Origin of the sequence: Streptomyces cyanogenus, from assembly GCF_017526105.1 — a bacterium.
Lineage (GTDB): Bacteria > Actinomycetota > Actinomycetes > Streptomycetales > Streptomycetaceae > Streptomyces > Streptomyces cyanogenus.
Window position 1 is genome coordinate 759,888 of record NZ_CP071839.1, and the last position, 19,505, is coordinate 779,392.

Annotated in this window: 17 protein-coding genes; 6 read left to right on the forward strand and 11 right to left on the reverse strand. The window is 72.5% G+C overall.

The features are described 5' to 3' along the window. Nucleotides 1-24: 24 nt before the first annotated feature. The 3 genes from S1361_RS03365 to S1361_RS03375 all read right to left on the reverse strand — a co-directional run bounded on the left by S1361_RS03365 (nucleotide 25) and on the right by S1361_RS03375 (nucleotide 3,042). Nucleotides 25-1,347, reverse strand: coding sequence for an aldehyde dehydrogenase family protein (locus tag S1361_RS03365; RefSeq protein WP_208030352.1), 1,323 nt, complete (start codon nucleotides 1,345-1,347; stop codon nucleotides 25-27). 89 nt (nucleotides 1,348-1,436) lie between these two features. Then, complete coding sequence (locus S1361_RS03370; RefSeq protein ID WP_208030353.1) at nucleotides 1,437-2,675, reverse strand: RNA polymerase sigma factor; 1,239 nt, start codon at nucleotides 2,673-2,675, stop codon at nucleotides 1,437-1,439. A 16-nt stretch (nucleotides 2,676-2,691) separates the two neighbouring features. Further along, nucleotides 2,692-3,042: a YciI family protein gene (locus tag S1361_RS03375; protein ID WP_208030354.1), complete on the reverse strand. Its 351-nt coding sequence runs from the start codon at nucleotides 3,040-3,042 to the stop codon at nucleotides 2,692-2,694. A gap of 129 nt (nucleotides 3,043-3,171) precedes the next feature. Here S1361_RS03375 and S1361_RS03380 point away from each other — a divergent pair, with 129 nt between their 5' ends. Next, nucleotides 3,172-4,245: an acyl-CoA dehydrogenase family protein gene (locus S1361_RS03380; protein ID WP_208030355.1), complete on the forward strand. Its 1,074-nt coding sequence runs from the start codon at nucleotides 3,172-3,174 to the stop codon at nucleotides 4,243-4,245. A gap of 326 nt (nucleotides 4,246-4,571) precedes the next feature. Here the strand turns inward: S1361_RS03380 and S1361_RS03385 are convergent, their stop codons facing one another. Next, on the reverse strand, nucleotides 4,572-5,198 hold the full coding sequence (locus tag S1361_RS03385) for an SMI1/KNR4 family protein (protein WP_208030356.1): 627 nt from the start codon (nucleotides 5,196-5,198) through the stop codon (nucleotides 4,572-4,574). A gap of 222 nt (nucleotides 5,199-5,420) precedes the next feature. Further along, entirely contained in the window at nucleotides 5,421-5,597 is a 177-nt protein-coding gene (locus S1361_RS03390) for a hypothetical protein (protein ID WP_208030357.1), read from the reverse strand. Between the two features lie 205 nt (nucleotides 5,598-5,802). On the opposite strand from S1361_RS03390, the gene S1361_RS03395 reads away from it, so the two are divergent. Then, a complete protein-coding gene (locus S1361_RS03395) occupies nucleotides 5,803-6,255 on the forward strand; it encodes an SPW repeat protein (RefSeq protein WP_208030358.1) in 453 nt (150 codons plus the stop codon). 159 nt (nucleotides 6,256-6,414) lie between these two features. On the opposite strand, the gene S1361_RS03400 is transcribed toward S1361_RS03395, so the two are convergent. Next, complete coding sequence (locus S1361_RS03400) at nucleotides 6,415-6,927, reverse strand: GNAT family N-acetyltransferase (protein ID WP_208030359.1); 513 nt, start codon at nucleotides 6,925-6,927, stop codon at nucleotides 6,415-6,417. 63 nt (nucleotides 6,928-6,990) lie between these two features. Then, the gene (locus tag S1361_RS03405) at nucleotides 6,991-8,436 is read right to left on the reverse strand and encodes an APC family permease (protein ID WP_208030360.1); all 1,446 of its coding nucleotides are present in this window, start codon (nucleotides 8,434-8,436) and stop codon (nucleotides 6,991-6,993) included. Nucleotides 8,437-8,553: 117 nt separating this feature from the next. Here S1361_RS03405 and S1361_RS03410 point away from each other — a divergent pair, with 117 nt between their 5' ends. Both S1361_RS03410 and S1361_RS03415 read left to right on the forward strand, forming a co-directional pair. Then, nucleotides 8,554-9,738: an ROK family protein gene (locus S1361_RS03410; protein ID WP_208030361.1), complete on the forward strand. Its 1,185-nt coding sequence runs from the start codon at nucleotides 8,554-8,556 to the stop codon at nucleotides 9,736-9,738. 106 nt (nucleotides 9,739-9,844) lie between these two features. Beyond that, entirely contained in the window at nucleotides 9,845-12,562 is a 2,718-nt protein-coding gene (locus S1361_RS03415) for a glycoside hydrolase family 2 protein (protein ID WP_208030362.1), read from the forward strand. Nucleotides 12,563-12,605: 43 nt separating this feature from the next. Here the strand turns inward: S1361_RS03415 and S1361_RS03420 are convergent, their stop codons facing one another. After that, a complete protein-coding gene (locus tag S1361_RS03420) occupies nucleotides 12,606-14,048 on the reverse strand; it encodes a motility-associated ABC transporter substrate-binding family protein (protein ID WP_208030363.1) in 1,443 nt (480 codons plus the stop codon). A gap of 228 nt (nucleotides 14,049-14,276) precedes the next feature. Here S1361_RS03420 and S1361_RS03425 point away from each other — a divergent pair, with 228 nt between their 5' ends. Beyond that, nucleotides 14,277-14,540 (forward strand): GlsB/YeaQ/YmgE family stress response membrane protein, encoded by a 264-nt coding sequence (locus tag S1361_RS03425; RefSeq protein ID WP_208030364.1) that lies wholly within the window; start codon nucleotides 14,277-14,279, stop codon nucleotides 14,538-14,540. A 1-nt stretch (nucleotide 14,541) separates the two neighbouring features. Here S1361_RS03425 and S1361_RS03430 read toward each other — a convergent pair whose 3' ends face one another. From S1361_RS03430 to S1361_RS03440, 3 genes are all read right to left on the reverse strand, one after another. After that, entirely contained in the window at nucleotides 14,542-15,318 is a 777-nt protein-coding gene (locus S1361_RS03430) for a GNAT family N-acetyltransferase (RefSeq protein WP_208030365.1), read from the reverse strand. A gap of 241 nt (nucleotides 15,319-15,559) precedes the next feature. Next, a complete protein-coding gene (locus S1361_RS03435; RefSeq protein ID WP_208030366.1) occupies nucleotides 15,560-16,414 on the reverse strand; it encodes a GNAT family N-acetyltransferase in 855 nt (284 codons plus the stop codon). A gap of 497 nt (nucleotides 16,415-16,911) precedes the next feature. Further along, nucleotides 16,912-17,598 carry a chaplin family protein gene (locus S1361_RS03440; RefSeq protein WP_208030367.1) on the reverse strand — a complete coding sequence of 229 codons (687 nt, stop codon included), beginning with the start codon at nucleotides 17,596-17,598 and terminating at the stop codon, nucleotides 16,912-16,914. Nucleotides 17,599-17,883: 285 nt separating this feature from the next. On the opposite strand from S1361_RS03440, the gene S1361_RS03445 reads away from it, so the two are divergent. After that, nucleotides 17,884-19,488, forward strand: coding sequence for an alpha/beta hydrolase (locus tag S1361_RS03445; RefSeq protein WP_208030368.1), 1,605 nt, complete (start codon nucleotides 17,884-17,886; stop codon nucleotides 19,486-19,488). The last annotated feature ends 17 nt before the right edge of the window (nucleotides 19,489-19,505 follow it).

A 19,505-nucleotide genomic window follows, 5' to 3' on the forward strand; every position in this document is an offset into this window, starting at 1 on the left:
GGCCGGGCCCGGGCTGCGGGGAGGTCAGCTCAGCGGCTTCGCCAGGACCGCCTTGCGGTGGCTGAACGTCTCGATCGAGTAGCGGCCGTGGTAGTTGCCCATGCCGCTCTCCCCCACCCCGCCGAACGGCAGGTCGGAGACGGTGAGATGGGCGAGGGGCAGGCCGTGCCCGAGACCGCCCGAGGAGGTCTCGGCGGCGATGCGCTCACGGGTCTCGTCCGACTCGCTGAAGACGTACAGGGCGAGCGGCTTGTCCCGGTCGTTGATGAAGGCGATCGCCTCGTCCAGGCCGGCCACGGTGACGATCGGCAGGATCGGACCGAAGATCTCCTCCTGCATGACGGGCGACTTCGGGTCGACGTCCGCGAGGACGGTGGGGGCGAGGTACCGGGTCGCCCGGTCGCCGACACCGCCGACGGCGACGCGGCCCGAGCCGAGCAGCGCGAAGAGCCGGTCGAAGTGGCGCTCGTTGACGATCCGGCCGTACTCCGGCGCGACCGCCGGGTCGCTGCCGAACAGGCCCTCGACCGCGCGGACCAGCGCGGCCTCCAGGGCGGGCGCGGTCTGCGGGTCGGTCAGCACGTAGTCGGGGGCGACACAGGTCTGGCCGGCGTTGAGGAACTTGCCCCGGGCGAGCCGGTCCGCGACCACGTCCAGGTCGGTCCCGCGGTCCACGAACACCGGGGACTTGCCGCCGAGTTCCAGTGTGACCGGGGTGAGGTGCTCGGCGGCGGCCCGCATGACGATGCGGCCGACGGTGCCGTTGCCGGTGTAGAAGATGTGGTCGAAGCGCTCGGCCAGCAGGGCCGTCGTCTCCGGGACGCCGCCCTCGACGACCGCGACCGCGTCCGTGTCCAGGTAGGCCGGTATCAGCTCGGCCAGTGCGGCCGAGGTGGCGGGGGCCAGCTCGCTCGGCTTGGCGACGACCGCGTTGCCGGAGGCCAGCGCGCCGACCATGGGGGCGAGCAGGAGCTGCGCCGGGTAGTTCCAGGGCGCGATGACCAGGACGACGCCCAGCGGGTCGTACTGCGTCCAGGCCGTGGCGTCGGCGCCGAGGTGGGCCGGGACCGGCGCGGGCTCGGGGCGCAGCCAGTCGGCCAGGTGCTCCAGGGTGTGGTCGATCTCGCGGACGGTGAAGTCGATCTCGGTGCGGTAGGCCTCTGTGCTGCTCTTGCCGAGGTCGGCACGGAGGGCGGCGGCGAGGTCGGCACCGCGCTCCGTGAGCAGCGCACGGAGCCGGCGCAGCTGGCCGGTGCGCCACTCGACGGACTTGGTGCGGCCGCCGGCGAAGGTGGCGCGCAGCCGGGTCACGAGTTCGGAGGGCTGCTCGGGCTTGGTGTGGGTCACGGGTGCCTCGCTGGGGTGCGCGGGCCGAGGGGGCCCGGGCCTGGGACGGACAGGTCAGATGTAAACACCAACCTTTCAGGTCCTCAAGTTCATTCCGGTGAACCCGCGGGGTGACAAGGGTCACCGTGCGGGCGGCCGCCGCCGTCGCCGGTGCGCCGTCGCTCCAGGAACGCCCGCTCGGCCTCGCTCGGGGCCAGCTCGGCGGCACGGCCGTACTCGACCACCGCCTCGGCCCTCCGCCCCAGCCGGCGCAGCAGATCGGCGCGGACGGCGTGCAGCACGTGGTACGAGCCGAGGCCGAGCGCGTCGACCAGGTCCAGGGCCGCCGCCGGTCCCTCGGTCTCCGCGAGCGCGACGGCGCGGTTCAGGGCGACCACCGGGGACGGCGCCACAGCCATCAGCTGGTCGTACAGGGCGAGGATCTGCCGCCAGTCGGTGGCGGCGGCAGTGGGCGCGTCGCTGTGCACCGCGTTGATCGCGGCCTGGATCTGGTACGGGCCCGGCCGGCCCCGGCGCAGACAGCGGCGGACCAGCTCCTGTCCCTCGGTGATCAGCGCGCGGTCCCACCGGGAGCGGTCCTGCTCGGGCAGCGGTACGAGGACACCGTCCGCGTCGTGCCGGGCCGGCCGCCGGGCCTCCACCAGCAGCATCAGCGCGAGCAGGCCGGTGACCTCGGGTTCGTCCGGCATCAGCTCGGCGAGCAGCCGGCCGAGGCGCACCGCCTCCACGCACAGGGCGGCGTCGCTGGAGTAGCCCTCGTTGAAGATCAGGTAGACGACGGCGAGGACTGCGGAGAGCCGGTCGGGCAGGTCGGCGGCCCGCGGCACGCGGTACGGGATACCCGCGTCCCGGATCTTCGCCTTGGCGCGCACCAGGCGCTGCGCCAGGGTCGGTTCCGGCACCAGGAACGCGCGGGCGATCTGCGCGGTGCTCAGGCCGCCGAGCAGGCGCAGGGTGAGGGCGACCCGGGCCTGCGGGGCGAGCGCGGGGTGGCAGCAGGTGAAGATCAGCCGGAGCCGGTCGTCACGCACGGGGCCCTCCTCGGGCGGTGCGTCGGGGGCGTACAGCCGGACCGCCTCGGCGTGCCGGGCGTTGCGGGAGGACTCCCGGCGCAGCCGGTCGACGGCGCGGTTGCGCGCGGTGGTGATGATCCAGCCGGCCGGACTGGGCGGCACACCGCTCTGGGGCCACCTGGTCAGGGCCGTTGCGAAGGCGTCCTGGACCGCTTCCTCGGCCAGGTCGATGTCACCGAGGAAGCGGACGAGGACGGCGACCGCGCGCCCGTACTCGGCGCGGAAGACGGCCTCGATGTCGGGGCGCCCGGCCATCGGTGCCGCTCCGCCGTCAGTGCTGGTCCACGAAGGGCCGCACCTCGATGGGCAGGGTGGTGGCCAGGGCGGCCTTGCGGCCCCACTCCAGGGCCTCGTCCAGGTCCGCGGCTCGGATGAGACACAGTCCGCCGAGGTACTCCTTGCCTTCGGCGTAGGGGCCGTCGGTGACGAGCACGTCACCGTCCTTCGGGCGGAGCACGGTCGCGGTCTCCGGGCCGTGCAGGCCCCCCGCGAAGACCCAGGCGCCGGCCGCGCGCAGCTCGTCGTTGAAGGCCTCGACGTCGCGCATGATCTCGGCGAGTGCTTCGGGGGCGGGCGGGGTGCCGCCGGCCGGCTGGACCACGCTCAGCAGGTAGTGCTTCATGACGTCCTCCATGGCGTCGGGCCCTGCTCGGGCTCACTGTCAGCTCCTACACGAACGGCCGTGCCCCGGATCGACACCGCGCGCCGCGGTCGCGGAAAAAATCCCCGGAGGACCGGAAGAATCTTCCGCATGGACGTCCTCACCCCGCATCCGCTCGTCGAACGCGCCCGCCGGCTCGCCACGGACCTGCTGCTTCCCGAGGCCGAGCGGGTCGACCAGGAATGGGTGCCCGCGAGTCACATCGAGGCGGTGAAGCGGTCCGGACTGCTCGGGGTGGCCGCGCCGGCCGAGTACGGCGGCTCGGGCGCGCCGCCCGCCGTGCTGCGGGAGACCGCGGAGATCCTCGCCGGGGCGTGCTGCGCGACCTGGTTCGTGCAGACCCAGCATCACACGCCGGTGCAGACCCTGGCGCGCAGCGCACTGCCCGTCCGCGAGCGGCTGCTGGGCCCGCTGTCCCGCGGGGAGTTGCTGTCCGGGGTGGCGTACGCGCACCTGCGGTCGTACCCGCGCCGCCCGGTACGGGTCCGCCGGCAGGGCGACGGCTGGCGCTTCGACGGGACCGTTCCCTGGTACACCGGGTGGGGTCTGAACGACGTGATGCTGCTGGCCGGGGCGACCGGCGACGGCGAGGTGCTGTTCGCCTTCGCCGAGGCCCGCGAACAGCCGGGGCTGCGGGCCTCGCCGCCGATGCGGCTGGCGGCCCTCACGGCCGCGCGCACGGTCTCGCTGGAGCTGGACGGCCTGTGGCTGCCCGCCGACGCGGTCGCGCTGCACACGCCGTACGACGCGTGGGCCGCCGGGGACCGGATCAGGACCCTGCACGCCAGCCCCGCGGTCTTCGGCGTGGCGGAGGCCGCCCTGTCCCTCGTGGACGACGGGACGGCCGCCCCGCTGCGCGCCCGCCTCGCCGCCGTCCGCCACCGGGCCTACACCTTGGCCGACCTTCCGGCACAGGAAGAGCAGACCGAGGAGCGGCTGGCGGTGCGGGCGGCGGCCTACGAGGTGCTGCGAGCGGCCACCACGGCGGCGGTAGTGGCCGGCGGCGGGCGCGCGCTGTCCCTGACGAGCCGCGCCCAACGCCTGGCCCGGGAGGGCCTGTTCCTCCTGGTGCAGGGACAGACGGCGCAGTCACGCGCGGCACATCTCCGGGCACTCGGCGGGACGTGCACACCGGAAGAGCGACGGCAGCCGCCCCGGCCGTAGGGCTGCGGGCGGCAGTCATCCCGGCCGTAGGGCTGCGGGCGGCAGCCACCCCCGCCGTAACACTGCGCGGCGGGGCATCGCCCTGGGTGGTGTGACCCCGTTTCGGGCTGCTCGTACTGGTCACGGGCGGCAGTCCGGGGTGTGGATCGTCGAACTCGTTCGGCGCCGAGGAGACCTTCCGGGGACCGGGGCGGAACCGCGGATCCAGGACCCCGACGGCAACCCGGTGAACCCCACCCAGCCGATCCCGGCTCAGTGACGCTGTTCCGGGGTACTCGTGCTGGTCGTGGGCTGCCTGCGGCAGAGATCGCTGGGTCCGGTCCTGATCAGGGCCAGTCCTCGGCGACGGGGTACGGATCCGGCTCACCTGTAAACGGATCCAGACCGGCCCTGAGCCGTCGATGCTGCTCTCGCCAGCTGACGAAAGTGTCGGTTCGCTTCCAGAGTGACTCATCGCCGAGTGGGCACGCGTCGAACTGGCCCAGCATCATGCGGGTGATGAACTGGACCATGCTGCAGTCGAACAGGGCCCACGGCGACTCGCCCCACGCGTGGTGCCGACTCCAGGCTATGACAGGCCACCTGTCCGGATCTGGGTCGTTCATGAGCCAGGCCATCTCGTTGGCGTTCATTCCAGAACCCCACGGCAGGACGGCATCGGCACCCAGCATCACGTCTGGGACTCCTGCGTCCTCCTCCCAGAGCCTGCGCAGGCCGTCCGTCATGCCTTGGATGTGACACCCTTCCCACCCGGGTACGCCACTTGGGAGTGGGGGCAGAATGACGAGCTCTCCGATATCGCCCACGCCGTACGTGTCCAGCAGAGTCTTGTAGTCACTCGGCAACTTGGTGCCTAGCGCGACTTCGGCCGCAGCCCAGTCGATCTGCTCGCCGCCCGCGAAGTCCGCCGGCACGAGATCGAGCAGTACGGCGACGTCGGGATGAATACTCATGGTGGAGCCCCTTGAGGTCAGTGGCCAGCAACCTTAGTTGTGCGGGCTGACACCGTCGCCCTGGGTGGCCAGGTGCCCAGAAACCTGCCAACAAGCCAGGACTGTGACCACTGAACGCTGCGACCACCCGGCTGCTGCTGATGCTCCAGCGCCGGGCGCGCGGAGGCGGTGCCGCCGTGCGCCCGGTGTGATCCGAAGGCCGGGCCCCGGCTGGCGTGGACTTCAGGCGCGGCCGTCGTTCTCCCGCCGCTCGACCACCACGAGGAACGCGTCCGACTTCAGGTCCATCACCACGGTCGCCGGCTCCCCCTCGGCGCGTCGGGCGGCCGCGTACTCCTCCGCGGGCCACGATCCGCGCGGAGCCCCGGCGGGAAAACGCTCCAACACCTTCGCACTCATGACGGCGGCCACCTCCTGCAGCTCGGACCCGAACGGAATGTACAGCTTGTACCGACCTGCTGCCCGCGATCGATGAGGACATGCCACCCTCACAGAAGGCGTCCACCTCTACACATAAGGACGAAATAAGAGCAAACTGGAACATGCGGCGCTTACCGCACACCGCACCAGACGCGGTCTGGCCCGAAGTCAAAGGAGACGACTCATGGCCAACTTGCACAGGGGTGACATATCGAGCCACCCCGATGTCTCCGAAATGCGGGAACGCTACGCCCGCATGCTCGGTGGCCGGGATGTGGCGCTCGTCGACGGGCCGGCGTTCCTGCTCGGCCTGTACTGCGCCGCGTCACCGTGGATCCTGCACTACACGGCAAGCCAGCCCGCCCTCGTGGCCCACAACCTGATCATGGGCGTCGCGATAGGCCTGCTGGCCCTGGGATTCAGTCGGGCCCCCGAGCGCATGTACGGCCTGAGCTGGGCAATGTGCGCCATGGGCATCTGGATGATCATCGCTCCGTGGATCGTGGGCAGCGGCCCCGACGCGGGCGTCATCGTCAACAACATCGTCATCGGAGCCCTGGCCCTCGCCCTCGGACTGATATGCGCCGGTACGGCGGCGAAGAGCGCCCCCAGGCCCTACACACCCCGCGAGCCGTAAAAGAGAAGACCGAGGAAAGGAAGGAAAACAGCGAGGCCGGTCCGCCCAGGCGGGCCGGCCTGCGCGTGCCCGCGACCGCTCAGCGCTCCCGGGCCGGGCCGGCCGGTTCCCGGCGGTTCAACCCCCGGCCGATCACGCCGGCGGGCCGGAGGCGCCGGGTCACCCGGTCACGGTGAAGGAGATCCACATGTCCGGGGCCTGCTCCGGCCGGCCCGGTACCGGCCGCGGCTCGCGGGTCCAGGCGTCACCGGCGAGTTCCCCGGCGACCCGCTGCCAGAAGCCCACCGCGGCCGGGTTGTCCTGCTGGTAGGCGATCTCCCAGGGGCCGGGGTGCCGGGCGAGCACCTCGCGCACGGCCCGCAGCCCCACGCCCCGGCGCCGGGCCCCGCGCACCACGAAGAAGCTGTTGAGTACGCGCACCGGTCCGTCGAGCCCACGCACGAAGGCGAACCCGGCGGCGTGGTCGCCGCAGGTCAGCAGGTACGGCGCCCAGCCGGGCGCCAAGAAGGCGTATCCCACGCGCTCCCTGCGGAAGGTGCCGTCGGCGGCGGGCAGGGCACCGCCGAACTCGGACAGATCGTGGCGGAACATCTGCCACAGCCGCTCCACGGCGGGCCGGTCCTCGGGGGTCGCGCGGCGGACGGCGACGTCCGCGGTCATGATGTCGGTCATGAACGAAAGCCTCCCCGGCGGACTGCGGTCCGGCCGGGGAGGATCGTTTCGACGGCCGTAACGCTAGCTCATCTCCAGGGCGTTGCGCACCTCGCCGACCTCCTCGCCCGTCTCCTTCGGGCCGAAGGGCCAGACCCTCTCCAGCCGCGCCCAGACCAGGAAGGCCACGCAGCCGAGGGCGAGCCAGGCCAGGGACCATTCGACGGGGTGGCGGCCCGGCGAGTTCTTGTCCGCGTACCCGTAGATCACGCACCAGCCGGCGAAGGCCACGACGCTCGGCACGGGGTAGAGCCACATCCGGTACGGGCGGGGCAGGTCGGGCCGGCGCCTGCGCAGCACCGTCAGCGCGACGATCTGGGCCAGTGCCTGCACGATGACCATCACCGTGGTGAGCAGCTGGATCAGGGTCGCCAGGTCGGTGTGGCGGCCGATCAGGAAGCCGACCGCGGTGATCACGCCCATGGTGGCCAGGCCGAGCACGGGGAACCGGTGCTTCGGGTGCAGCTTCTCGTACGGGCGGAAGAAGACCCGGTCGCGAGCGGCGTCGTAGGGCACCCGGGAGCCGCCGAGCAGGCCGGCGAAGACGGAGGCGAAGGCGGTGACCAGGATCAGCACGGTCACCGTGTCGGCCGCGCCCTTGCCCCAGGTCTCCTCCAGCACCGCGGAGGCCACCGACGTGGAGGCGATGTCGTGCGGGTCGGTCATCCGGTGCCAGTCGACGACGCCGAGGGTGCCGATCTGCAGCAGCAGGTAGATCGCCATGATGCCGAGGATCGAGAAGAGGATGGAGCGCGGCAGCGTACGGCCGGGATCCTTGATCTCGGCGCCCATGTACGCGGTCGTGTTGTAGCCGAGGTAGTCGTAGATGCCGATGGTCAGGCCCGCGGCGAAGCCCAGCCAATAGTGGTTGCTCATCACATTGAAAGCCCCGGCCGGATAGGTGAAGGCCATGTGTGGGCTGAAGTGAGTGGCGGCGGCGACGATCACCAGCAGCACCGAGGCGATCATCACGGCCCACATCACGGCGGTGATGCGGGCGATGTGCTCGATGCCGCGCCAGAGCAGGAGCACCACCAGCGCGATGACGCCGAGCCCGGTCAGATCGCCTGCCGTCCGTCCGAGGCCGGGGGCGAGATAGCCCAGGTACTGGACGAAGCCCACCACGCCGGTGGACATGATCAGCGGGATGAACAGCATCGCCGTCCACACGAACAGGAACGGCATCAGACGGCCGGTGCGGTACCGGAAGGCCTGGCGCAGATAGACGTAGCTGCCGCCGGAGCCGGGCAGCGAGGCCCCCAGCTCGGCCCAGACGAGCCCGTCGCACAGGGCGAGCACCGCGCCCGCGACGAACCCGATGACCGCCTGCGGCCCGCCGAACGCGGCGACCATCAGCGGGATCGTGACGAACGGGCCGATCCCGCACATCTGGCTCATGTTGATCGCCGTGGCCTGGAACAGACCGACTCGGCGGACGAAACCACCCGGAGGCGGCGGGCTACCGGACATGGGCACTCCTGACGCGGCGGGCACACGACGCACCCGGCGGAGGCGGACAGGCCGATAAAGTTAAGGAGCCTTACTAGAGGCGTCAAGTGTGCGACACGGATGCACGAGAATGGTGCGATGCCCGCCAGTGACGTCGTAGAGCAGCAGGAACAACCCTGGAGCCGCCGGCGCCTGCGCAGCACCAACGAGCGGCTGCTCCTGGACCGGCTGCGCACGCTCGGTGCCGCCTCGCGCGCCCAACTGGCCCGCGAGACGGGCCTGTCCAAGCCGACGGTCTCCAGCGCGCTCGCCTCGCTGGCGGCGGCCGGCCTGGTGCACGAGGTCGGCACCCAGGCCCCGGAGCGCGGCCGCACCGCGGTGCTCTACTCCCCCGATCCGGCCGCTGGGTACGCCCTCGGCGTGGACATCGGCCGGGGCTGGCTGCGGGTGGCGGTGGCCGACCTGGACGGCACGCTCGTCGCCCGGGCGGACGTGCGCAACCGGGCCCGCGCCTCCGCCGCCCTGACCGACCTGGTGGTGACCACCGCCCGCCAGGTGATCGGCAACTCGGGCGTGGACCCGGCGGAGGTGGTGCACGGGGTGGTCGGCACGCCCGGGGTGTACGACGAGAAGCAGCGGCGGGTCCGGTACGCGATGCATCTGCCGGGCTGGGGGCGGGCCGGGCTCGTGGACCGGATCCGGTCGGAGCTCGGCGTCCCGCTGGAGGTGCACAACGACGCCAACCTGGCGGCGCTCGGCGAGTACACGTACGGCGTCGGCGCGGGCAGCCGGCTCTTCGCCTACATCCTGATAGGCACCGGTCTCGGGATGGGGGTGGTCGGCGAGGGGCGGCTGTTCACGGGCGCCCACGGGCTGGCCGGGGAGATCGGGTTCCTGCCGTGGCACGGCCGGCAGCAGCCGGAGCGGCTGGAGGACGCGGTGTCGGGCGTGGCGGTGGTGGAGGCCGCCCGGCAGTTCGGGATGCGCGGGCAGCTCACGGCGAAGGCCGTGTTCGACGCGGCCCGGCAGGGTCATCCGGCCGCCCTGCGGGCGGTGGAGCTGGAGGGCGAGCGGATCGCGCACACCGTGGCGGCGGCGGCCGCTGTGCTCGACCCGGATCTGGTGGTGCTCGGCGGTGGTGTCGGCCACAGCGTCGACCTGCTGCTGCGGCCCGTGCAGGAGCGGTTGCGCGCCCTCACCCCGCTGCGCCCCCGGATCGCGCCGAGCCGGCTCGGCGCGGACGCCGTCCTGCTGGGCGCGGTGGCCACGGCCCTGGACACGGCCCGGAACCTGGTGTTCGAGCGCCGGACGGCCGGAACCTGACCGGGGCGGAAGCCACGGCGGCGGGGGTCGTTGACACGGCCCGTGGCGGCCCCTAGCGTGACCCCGATTTGTAAAGTTTCCTAACTTTACGAGGCTGGAGACCGCCGTGTTCCCTCGCGCCGCCCGCCGGCTCCCCACCACCGCCGCGCTCCTCGCCCTCGCCGGTTCCCTCACCACCGGCGCCTGGGCCGCCGGCCCCCGGGGCACGGCCGAGCCCCACCGACCCGCGCGGATCACCCACGTCCCCTCGGCCGCCGGTACCGGCACCCCGCTGTCCGGCTACGCCGTCCAGTCCACCGCGAAGGTGAGCGACTCCGCGGCGGCCGTGTCCTCCCCCGGGTATCCGGCCAAGGGCTGGTACCCGGCGGGTTCCCGCTCCACGGTGCTGGCCGCACTCCTGGCCGACGGCGTGTACGCCGACCCGTTCCACTCCACGAACCAGCAGAGGATCCCGCGGGCCGACTTCGACGTGCCCTGGTGGTACCGCTCCGACTTCACCGTCGACGACACGGCCCGGCGCACCTCCCTCGACTTCAGCGGGGTCGTCTCGGCGGCCGACGTCTACGTCAACGGCCGGCAGGTGGCCACGGCCGCGGACGTCACCGGCACCTACACCCACCATGAGCTGGACATCACCTCGCTGGTCAGGTCCGGCACCAACACGGTCGCCTTCCGGATCCGGCCCAACGACCCGTACAAGGACCTGACCATCGGCTGGCTCGACTGGATCCAGCCGCCGCCGGACCGGAACATGGGCCTCGTCCGGGACGTGGTGGTGCGCAGGGGCGGCCCGGTCGCGCTGCGCGACGCGCACGTGGTCACCGCACTGGCCGTGCCGTCGCTCGCCACGGCCGACCTGACGGTCAAGGCCCAGGCCCGCAACGACACGGGCTCGGCGGTCACGGCGGAGATCCGCGGCAGCATCGGCGGTACGGAGTTCAGCAGGATCGTGCCGCTCGCCGCGCACGAGACGAAGACCGTGACCTTCTCCCCCGCCGACACCCCCGGCCTGCACCTGACCGACCCGAAGGTGTGGTGGCCGGCCGGGATGGGCGGCCGGCCGCTGTACGACCTCGACCTCACGGCCACCGTGGCCGGTTCGGTGTCGGACACCGCGCACGAGACCTTCGGCATCCGGGACGTCCGGGCCCCGCTGAACGCGGACGGCGCCCGGCAGTACCGGATCAACGGCCGCCCACTGCTGATCAAGGGCGGCGGCTGGTCCCCGGACGCGTTCCTGCGCTGGGATCCCCGCTACTCCGAGGACCGCCTGAAGTACGCCCTCGACCTGGGCCTGAACACCCTCCGCCTGGAAGGCCACCTGGAGCCGGACGAGTTCTTCGACCAGGCCGACCGCCTCGGCCTGCTGGTCCTGCCGGGCTGGGAGTGCTGCGGCAAGTGGGAGGGCGAGGTCAACGGCAGCGAGAAGGGCGAGCGCTGGGGCGACGCGGACTATCCGGTCGCCAAGGCGTCCATGGCCGCCGAGGCCGCCCGGCTGCGCGGCCACCCGAGCGTGCTGTCCTTCCTGATCGGCAGCGACTTCGCCCCCGACGCGACCATCGAGAAGAACTACCTGGACGCGCTGAGCGCCGCGGACTGGCCCACGCCCGTGGTCCCCGCCGCCTCCGAGCGGCCTTCCCCGAAGCTGGGCGCTTCGGGCATGAAGATGACCGGCCCCTACGACTGGGTGCCGCCCGGCTACTGGTACGACAAGCGCGAGGGCGGGGCCAGCGGATTCAACTCCGAGACCAGCGCGGGCCCGAGCATCCCCACCCTCGACACCCTGCGCCGGATGATGACGCCCGCCGAACTCGACACCCTGTGGAAGGACCCGGACGCCCGGCAGTACCACCGCTCGCCGTCCACCGTCTTCGGCACACTCAGGATCTACGACGACGCCCTCGCCGGCCGCTACGGCGCCCCCACGAGCCTCACCGACTACGTGCGCAAGGCCCAGCTCGCCCAGTACGAGAACGTCCGCGCCCAGTTCGAGGCCTACGGCCGCAACGCGGGCGACCCGGACCGGCCCGCCACGGGGGTGATCCACTGGATGTTCAACAGCGGCTGGACCTCCCTGCACTGGCAGCTCACGGACCGCTACCTCGACCAGAACGGCTCCTACTTCGGTGCCAAGAAGGCGAACGAGCCGCTGCACATCCAGTACTCGTACGACAACCGCTCGGTCGTGGTCGTGAACAACCGGTCCACTCCCGCCCGGAACCTCACCGCCCGGGCCACGCTGTTCAACCCCGACGGCACACAGAAGTACGACAGGGCCGTCACGGGTGTGGCGGTCGACGGGGGCGGGGCGCACGGCTCACCGCTCACCCTGCCGTCCTCGGTGACCGGTCTGGCGCGGACGTACCTGCTCCGGCTGGTGCTGACGGACGCGGACGGAGCGGAGGTGAGCCGTAACGTGTACTGGCTCTCCACCCGGGCCGACACCCTCGACTGGAACGGCACCACCTGGTACTACACGCCGACGACCGGCTACGCCGACCTCAAGGGGCTCGCCTCGATGGACCAGGTACCGGTGGCGGCGACGGCGGCCACGACGTCGTCGGACGCCACGTCGACCACGGCGGTGACCCTGCGGCACAGCGGGAACGGTACGACACCGGCGCTGCTCACGGACGTCCATCTCGTGGACGCGCAGGGCAAGCCGGTGCTGCCGGTGCGCTGGTCGGACAACGAGGTGAGCCTGTGGCCGGGTGAGTCGGTGACGCTGACCGCCACCTACCGGACCGCCGACCTGCACGGCTCGGCACCGGGCGTGCGGGTGTCCGGGTGGAACACGCCGGAGCGGACGGTGCCGGCCTCCTGAGCCCGCAGGGGGCGGGCGACGGCGGCCCACCCCCTGCCCCGGCTCAACTCACATTGAGCGCGGTGTCGTCCACCACGAACGACGTCTGGTACTTGGAGCCCTCGGTGCCGGTGAACTTCAGGGTCACGGTCTGCCCGGCGTAGCCGCTCAGATCGAAGCTGCGCTGGGTGTAGCCGGAGCCGGCGTTGAGGTTGGAGTACGTCGCCAGGGTGCCGAGGACCGTGCCGGAGCTGTTGAGCACCTGGACCTTGAGGGTGTCGTAGGCGGTGCTGGTGGACGTCTCGGCGGTGTCCACGTGCAGGTAGAAGCCGAGCCTGGCCGAGCAGCCGGACGGGATGGCCACCGACTGGGCGAGCGTGTCGGTGGTGGCGGTGCCGTTGCCGTCGAGCCAGGCGTAGTACGAGCCGGAGCGGGCCGGTTCGCTGGTGGAGTTGGTGATGACCCCGCTCGTGGCGCTCCAGGTGCCGTTGCCTGACTCGAAGCCGCTGTTGCCGAGGAGCTGGGCGGCGGTGCAGGACGTCGAGCCGCCGCCCCCGCTGCTGCCGCTCGCCCCGGCCAGCCACTCGGTGGCGTTGAGGGCGAGGGCCGCGTTGGTGGCGCTGGTGTCGTTCCAGCCGTCGTACAGCGTGTTGCCGGACTGGCCGGTGCCGTCGTCGACGGGTGAGCTGTCGCCCCAGAAGGCGACCCGGCCGCTGCCGAAGGTGCTGGTGGCGAAGAAGGCGCCGGTGTTGCCGGAGTAACCGGTGCGGTAGAGCAGGCCCTTGACGCCGGAGTTGTCGGCGGGCTTGAGGGTGGCGGTGGTCCCGCTGGCGATCAGGCTCTTGGTGACGGTGCCGAACGAGCCGTGCAGCACCGGGTCGGTGCTGTCGCCGATCGCGGACGGGTGGTCGGAGCCGATACTGAGCGAGTCGATGGCGAAGCCGAACGGGTCGGTGGGGTCGACGCCGTTGTTCGTCATCAGGTCGTTGAAGATCTCGACCGCGTCGTAGCCGTCGTTGTTGCGGTCGGCTCCGGTGTGGTCGGAGATCATGAACAGCCCGCCGCCGTTCTTCACGAAGTTCATGATCGCCGTCTTCTCGGCGCTGGTGAACGGCGTGTTGGGTTCCGGCAGGACCAGCGTGTCGAAGTTCGACAGGTCGGTCGCGGAGGTGCCGCCGTAGCTGAGGCCGGAGCCGGACGGCAGTGTCTTCAGGCTGTAGTTGCCGGTCTTCTGGAGCGCGACGCCCCAGGAGGACAGGGCGCCGGTCCAGTCCGTCTCGGCGGACGGGGAGGAGTCCTGGCCGAGCGGGTCGGGCTGGCTGGTGGAGACGATCCAGTCGGCGTTGCCGGCCGTCTCGGCGTGGGCGTTGTCGAACAGGATGCGATGCGGGGTCGCCGCGTGGGCGGGGGCACCGGTGCCGACCTGGAGGGCTGCTCCGCTGAACAGCAGTCCCAGGCCGGCCAGGGCGGTGGTGCATCTGCGGCGGGATCTCCTGGATCCAAGCATCCGTCGAACCTCCAAGAAAGGGTGGGGAAGAGGCGGTGCGGGCGCCAAGTCTGCGCGCGTAGAGCCCGCTTGAGGGTTCTACACGCGTCGAATGGTTGAAAGGTACATGGCATGAAGGCCGGGTGAACAGAGGCGTCCGGTGGCAAGCGGAGCGGAGTGGCTCGGCCGGCAGCGGGCACATGCCACATCAGCGAATCCGACGAGCAGAAGCGTCAAGGAAGGTCGGCCATGGAGATCTCGGGCATCCTCAGCGCCATCGTCATCGGCGTCGTCATCGGCGTGCTGGGCCGGCTGGTCGTCCCGGGACGGCAGCACATCGGTGTCCTGTGGACCATCGTCGTCGGCATCGTGGCCGCGCTGCTGGGCTCGGCGATCGCCGCCGGGTTCGGGGTCGCCGACACCAAGGGGCCCGACTGGATCGAGTGGTTCATCCAGATCGCGCTGGCGGCCGTGGGCGTGGCCGCGCTGGACCGGGCCCTGGCCCGCCGCTGAGTCAGTTCCCGTAGAGGTGGGGCGTCGTGGTGCTCACGGCGTGGAAGCCGAGGCGTTCCAGGATCGGGCGGCTCATGGCCGAGGCGTCGACGTGCAGGTACCGGTAGCCCCGGTCGGCGGCGGCACGGGCACGGTGGGCGACCAGGGCACGGTAGATGCCACGCCCCCGCCAGGCCGCGACGGTGCCGCCGCCCCACAGCCCGGCAAAAGGCGTGCCGGGCACCAGCTCCATCCGGGCGGCGGCGACGGGTTCGCCGTCGGCGAGGGCGGCCACGGCGACGACCGTGCCGGGGTCGGCGGCGAGCCGGGCGAGCAGCCGGTGCCGCAGCGCGGTGCCGTCGGTGCCGAAGGACCGCTCGTGCGCCGCCACGACGAGGTCCACGCCCGCCGGGTCGGTGGCCGCGACGCAGCGGATGCCGGCCGGCGGGGCGGTGTCCAGGGCGATCCCGGTCACCTCGGCGACCATCAGCGTCTCCGTGGGCTCGGCCCGGAACCCGGCGGCGAGCAGCCGGTCACCGAGGTCGGCGGGCCCGTCGTGGCCGTAGAGCTTCCACTCGAAGTCCCGGCCCAGACCGGTGAAGCGGTCGATCTGGTCGCGGATGGCCCGGTCCGCGTCCGCCGCGTCCAGGCCGGACCACAGCACGCCGTTCCAGCCCAGCGGGTCCGCGACCTGACGCACCACCCGGCCGGCCCGCTCGATGCGCGCCCCGGGTCCGTCGGGCCGGGCGTCCTCGCGCAGGTCCCGGTCGTACGCAGCGAGCACAGCGGCGTGATCCATGGGCTCACTTCAGCACGAACGACCATGGAGGCCAAGGGAATTAAGCGTGGCGACGGCCGTACCGCCGCCGGACAGGCGATGAGCCGGTCCCGGTTGCGGGCGAGGCCCGCTGGGCGGCCGCGTGTCCGACGCCAGAGGAGCGGGCGACGGCGACCGTCCGATCTCCGTGGAGGGTCCGGTGCCGGACCTGGTGGACGAGGTGCGGAGCCGCCCCGCCGCAATCCCCAAAGGCCCCTGGAAATCAGCCGAGTTCAAGCGTCGTCACGCCGAACACCCGCTCCCGGGCGTGGGCGCGCACCGGACCGGTGTACATGCGGGCGGTCTCGAACGAGGGCCGCAGCCCGGCATCTTCGGCGAGGGCGACGCCGGCCGCGTTGGGCTCGGGCACGTCGATCGCGACCTCGCGGCCGGCCACGTCGGCGGTCAGGGCGTCGAACAGGGCCCGGGCGTCGTCGGCGGTGTCCGCGAACAGGGGGCCGACGCGCAGGGTGTCGTGACCGGGGCGGATCACGCCGTAGCCGGTCAGGCGTCCGCCGTGCTCGCGGACGAGGGCACGGTGGCCGGGTGCGGTGAGCCACTCGGCGAGGAAGCGGGGGCGGTCGGCGGGGTGGCAGGCGCTGTCGTAGGCGGTGAGCGCTGCCAGGTCGGCGGGGGCGGCGGGACGCACACCGGCGGGTGCCGGGCGCCCGGGAGCGGTGCCGGTGAACCGGACGGTGCGGTGGGCGAGCCGGAAGCCGGACTGCCGGTAGTTGTCCTGCTGGGCCACGACCCCGTCCAGGCCGACGGTCCGGTTCCCGGCGTGCGCCAGGGCCGTCTTCCAGGTGGTGAGCCCGTGTCCGTGGCCGCGCAGGCCGGGGCGGACCAGGTAGCAGCCGAGGAAGGCGAAGTCGGGGCCGTGGTTGACGACGGAGATGGCCGACACCGGCTCACCGTCGATCCGGCCGAGGAAGAACCCCCCGGGATCCTGCGCGAAGAACGCGGGCCCGTCGGACAGCCCGGGATTCCAGCCCTCCGCCGCCGCCCACCCGCTGATCACCGGCCAGTCGGCGAGGGTGGCCTGCGTGACGACGAGGTCCTGGGGGGCCGCAGAGGTCATCGGTACGCTCCGTATCCATCGGGGTCGCCTGCCGTACGGCACGGGTCTCGGCCGCACCGCCCGCAGCATCCTTCCGGATCAACGGGGGCCACGCCACGGGAAGATCAGCCGATGTGGAGGTGCGCGGGTTCGGGTACCGTCCGGTCCCGCTCGCGGGTCGGCGAGGTCCAGACGTGCGGCGTCCCCGCCCGACCCGGCGCGCGGCCGCAGATCCGCCCCCTCCGCACCGCACGTGGTTGGCGGATCCACGTGAGCGACGGCCCTCACAGCGTGGCATCGGCACGTTGACCGGCCGGACGGCCGACATCCGGGCACGGCGGAAGGCGCGTTCGCGTGCGTGCGGCACCGCTCGTCGGGCACGCCCGGATCCCGGCCCGTTCCCGCCCGACGGCGAGCCGGCCGTCGTCGGCTCGGTGCACCGCCTGCCAGGGCCGCTCCCCCGGGACGGCGCAGGGCTTGGCCCCACCGGACCGGCGTCCGGTGGGGCCGCGAGCGGGTCAGCAGGGGCGGCCGGGACGGAAGCGGCGGTAGAGGATCGCTCCCGTGAGCAGGAGCGCGGCGCTGCCGGCGACGGCCGGGGCCGTCAGGTCCGCTCCCGTGTGGGCCAGCGTGGACGTGGCCGCCCGTGGGGCGTGCGGGGTGGTGTGGTGGGGGGCCGGGGGCTTGGGGGCCCGTGGCTCGGGGGACGGGGTGTGCGGGGCCGGGCGGGGAGCCTCGACCGGGCCGTTGACCGACTGGTTGCCGTGGGCCGGATTGCCGATGCCGACCACGTCGACGCTGTTGCCGGTGACGTTCACCGGCGCGTGGACGGGGAGCTGGATGCCGTTGCCCGAGAGCACACCCGGCGAGTCGGCGGTGTCGCCGTACGCGGAGGCACCGCCGGAGGCGGCCGGCGTCCCCTCCGTGCCCGCGCCGCCGCTCTCCCCGCCGCCGGTGTTGGCGCAGGCGTTGCCCGCGACGGGGTTGAGCAGGCCCACGACGTTCACCGTGTTGCCGCAGACGTTCGCCGGCACGTGCACCGGCAGCTGGATGCCGTTGCCGGAGACCAGTCCCGGCGAGCCGGCCGCCGAGCCGTCGGCCTCGGCCCCGCCGGCCGCGAAGGCGGCGGACACCGGCAGCGCCACGGCCATCGCGCCGGACGCCGCGGCCACGGCGATCACACCGTTTCGGGTAGCCCGTCTCATAGGTTCCTGCCTTCCAGACGTCATCGCGGGTACTCACCCGCACCACATAAAACGCAGGTGAACCATCCGAGTTATGGCTTATCGGCCTTTCACCCCATCGAGCGGCACTGTTATCGAACGGGATGTAAAGCCACAGAATGATCATCAAGGGGTCATGGAGGGCGCGGAGTTTACGCCGGCGGGCAGCACCCCGCTCGCCGGGAGGCGAGCCGCACGGGGCCCGATTATGGTGATCCGAGGGCATCGCCCCCGGTCCGTGGCGGGCGTGCGCCCCGGGAGGCGACCATGCTGGCCAAGCTGTCCACACGGCTCGCCGTGCGGCGCTGCGCGGGTGCCTCGGCCCTCGCCCTGGCGCTGCTCGGAGCCGGGCTGCCCGCTGCCGCCGCCGACCGGCCGCAGCCCGACCTGTCCCGGTTCTACCGGCAGAAGCCGGTCTGGGCCGCCTGCCAGGGCCCGGACATGCCGGAGGACCTCCAGTGCGCGAAGGTCACCGTCCCGCTCGACTACGCGCACCCGCACGCCGGCACCCTCGACCTGGCGCTGGCCCGCTACCGCGCCTCCGGGAAGTCCCAGGGTTCGGTGCTGCTGAACTTCGGCGGCCCGGGCGGCGCCGGCATCCCCCAGCTGGCCACCGAGGGCAAGCAGTTCATGGACCTGACGGACGGCTACGACGTGGTCACCTTCGACCCGCGCGGCGTCGGCCGGTCCTCCCCCGTCAGCTGCGGGGAGGGCAGCGACGTGGCCGCGGGCGTGATGGAGAAGGAGGCCGACCTCAGCCGTCCGCAGGCCCTGCTCAAGCAGTTGCGGCGGGCCGCCGACCAGTGCGCCCGGCACTCCGGCCCGGTGCTCCCCCACATCGGCACCGTGAACGCCTCCCGTGACCTGGACGTCATCCGCCAGGCGCTCGGCGACGACAAGCTCAACTACCTGGGGTTCTCCTACGGCACCCGGCTCGGCGCGGTGTACGCGGCGCAGTTCCCGGGCAAGGTCGGCCGGCTCGCCCTCGACGGCGTCGACACGCTGACCGAGTCGCCGGCCGAGCAGGGCGTGGCGGGCGCCGAGGGGCAGCAGACGGCGCTGGACGACTTCCTGGACTGGTGTACGGCGGATCTCGCCTGTCCGTTCGGGCAGGACCGGCGCGCGGCCGGCGACGAAGTGCTCCGGCTGGTGCGCTCGCTCGACGAGAACCCGGTGCCCACCGACTTCGGCGGGGAGTTCTCCGGCCAGGACCTGGTGGGCGCCATCGGGCAGGCGCTGTACAGCAGGGAGCTGTGGCCCTCGCTGGAGCGCGCGCTGGCGTCCCTGGTCGAGGACGGCGACACCCGGCGCGTGCTGGCCTTCTCCACGGGCGGCATCGGCCTGTCCGCCGGCCGGCACAGGGGGGACGGCGGGCTGGTCGACGTGCAGGACGTGCCGGTGGACAACCTGCCGGCCGCCCTGATGGCGATCAACTGCGCGGACGACCCCGACCGGCCCACCGCGGAACGGCTCACCAGGGACCTGAAGGAGCTGCGGGCCGCCTACGACCAGGCCTCACCGGTGTTCGGCCGCTTCCGGCTGACCCAGCTGCTGATGTGCTACGGCCGGCCCCGGGGCACCGACTTCATCCGGGACCATGTGCGGAACGTGCACTCGGCGAAGATGCTGCTGATCGGCACGCGCGGCGACCCCGCGACGCCGTACCGGTGGACCGAGGAGACGGCCCGTCGGCTCGGCCCGTCGGCCGTGGTGCTCGACAACAGGGGCGAGGGCCACACCGGGTACTCCTCCTCCAAGTGCGTGCACCGCAAGGTCAACGACTTCCTGCTGTACGGCTCGCTGCCCGCGAGCGGCAGCTCCTGCCCGGCGGACGCGGGCCGCGCGAGCGTCACCTCGGGCGGCACCGGCTGACAACACGCATCCGGCTG

Coding starts and splice junctions, on each gene's coding strand:
- S1361_RS03370 (WP_208030353.1), bottom strand. CDS start 2,675: ATGGCCGGGCGCCCCGACATCGAGGCCGTCTTCCGCGCCGAGTACGGG.
- S1361_RS03375 (WP_208030354.1), bottom strand. CDS start 3,042: ATGAAGCACTACCTGCTGAGCGTGGTCCAGCCGGCCGGCGGCACCCCG.
- S1361_RS03380 (WP_208030355.1), top strand. CDS start 3,172: ATGGACGTCCTCACCCCGCATCCGCTCGTCGAACGCGCCCGCCGGCTC.
- S1361_RS03385 (WP_208030356.1), bottom strand. CDS start 5,198: ATGAGTATTCATCCCGACGTCGCCGTACTGCTCGATCTCGTGCCGGCG.
- S1361_RS03390 (WP_208030357.1), bottom strand. CDS start 5,597: ATGAGTGCGAAGGTGTTGGAGCGTTTTCCCGCCGGGGCTCCGCGCGGA.
- S1361_RS03395 (WP_208030358.1), top strand. CDS start 5,803: ATGGCCAACTTGCACAGGGGTGACATATCGAGCCACCCCGATGTCTCC.
- S1361_RS03400 (WP_208030359.1), bottom strand. CDS start 6,927: ATGACCGACATCATGACCGCGGACGTCGCCGTCCGCCGCGCGACCCCC.
- S1361_RS03405 (WP_208030360.1), bottom strand. CDS start 8,436: ATGTCCGGTAGCCCGCCGCCTCCGGGTGGTTTCGTCCGCCGAGTCGGT.
- S1361_RS03410 (WP_208030361.1), top strand. CDS start 8,554: ATGCCCGCCAGTGACGTCGTAGAGCAGCAGGAACAACCCTGGAGCCGC.
- S1361_RS03420 (WP_208030363.1), bottom strand. CDS start 14,048: ATGCTTGGATCCAGGAGATCCCGCCGCAGATGCACCACCGCCCTGGCC.
- S1361_RS03425 (WP_208030364.1), top strand. CDS start 14,277: ATGGAGATCTCGGGCATCCTCAGCGCCATCGTCATCGGCGTCGTCATC.
- S1361_RS03430 (WP_208030365.1), bottom strand. CDS start 15,318: ATGGATCACGCCGCTGTGCTCGCTGCGTACGACCGGGACCTGCGCGAG.
- S1361_RS03435 (WP_208030366.1), bottom strand. CDS start 16,414: ATGACCTCTGCGGCCCCCCAGGACCTCGTCGTCACGCAGGCCACCCTC.
- S1361_RS03440 (WP_208030367.1), bottom strand. CDS start 17,598: ATGAGACGGGCTACCCGAAACGGTGTGATCGCCGTGGCCGCGGCGTCC.
- S1361_RS03445 (WP_208030368.1), top strand. CDS start 17,884: ATGCTGGCCAAGCTGTCCACACGGCTCGCCGTGCGGCGCTGCGCGGGT.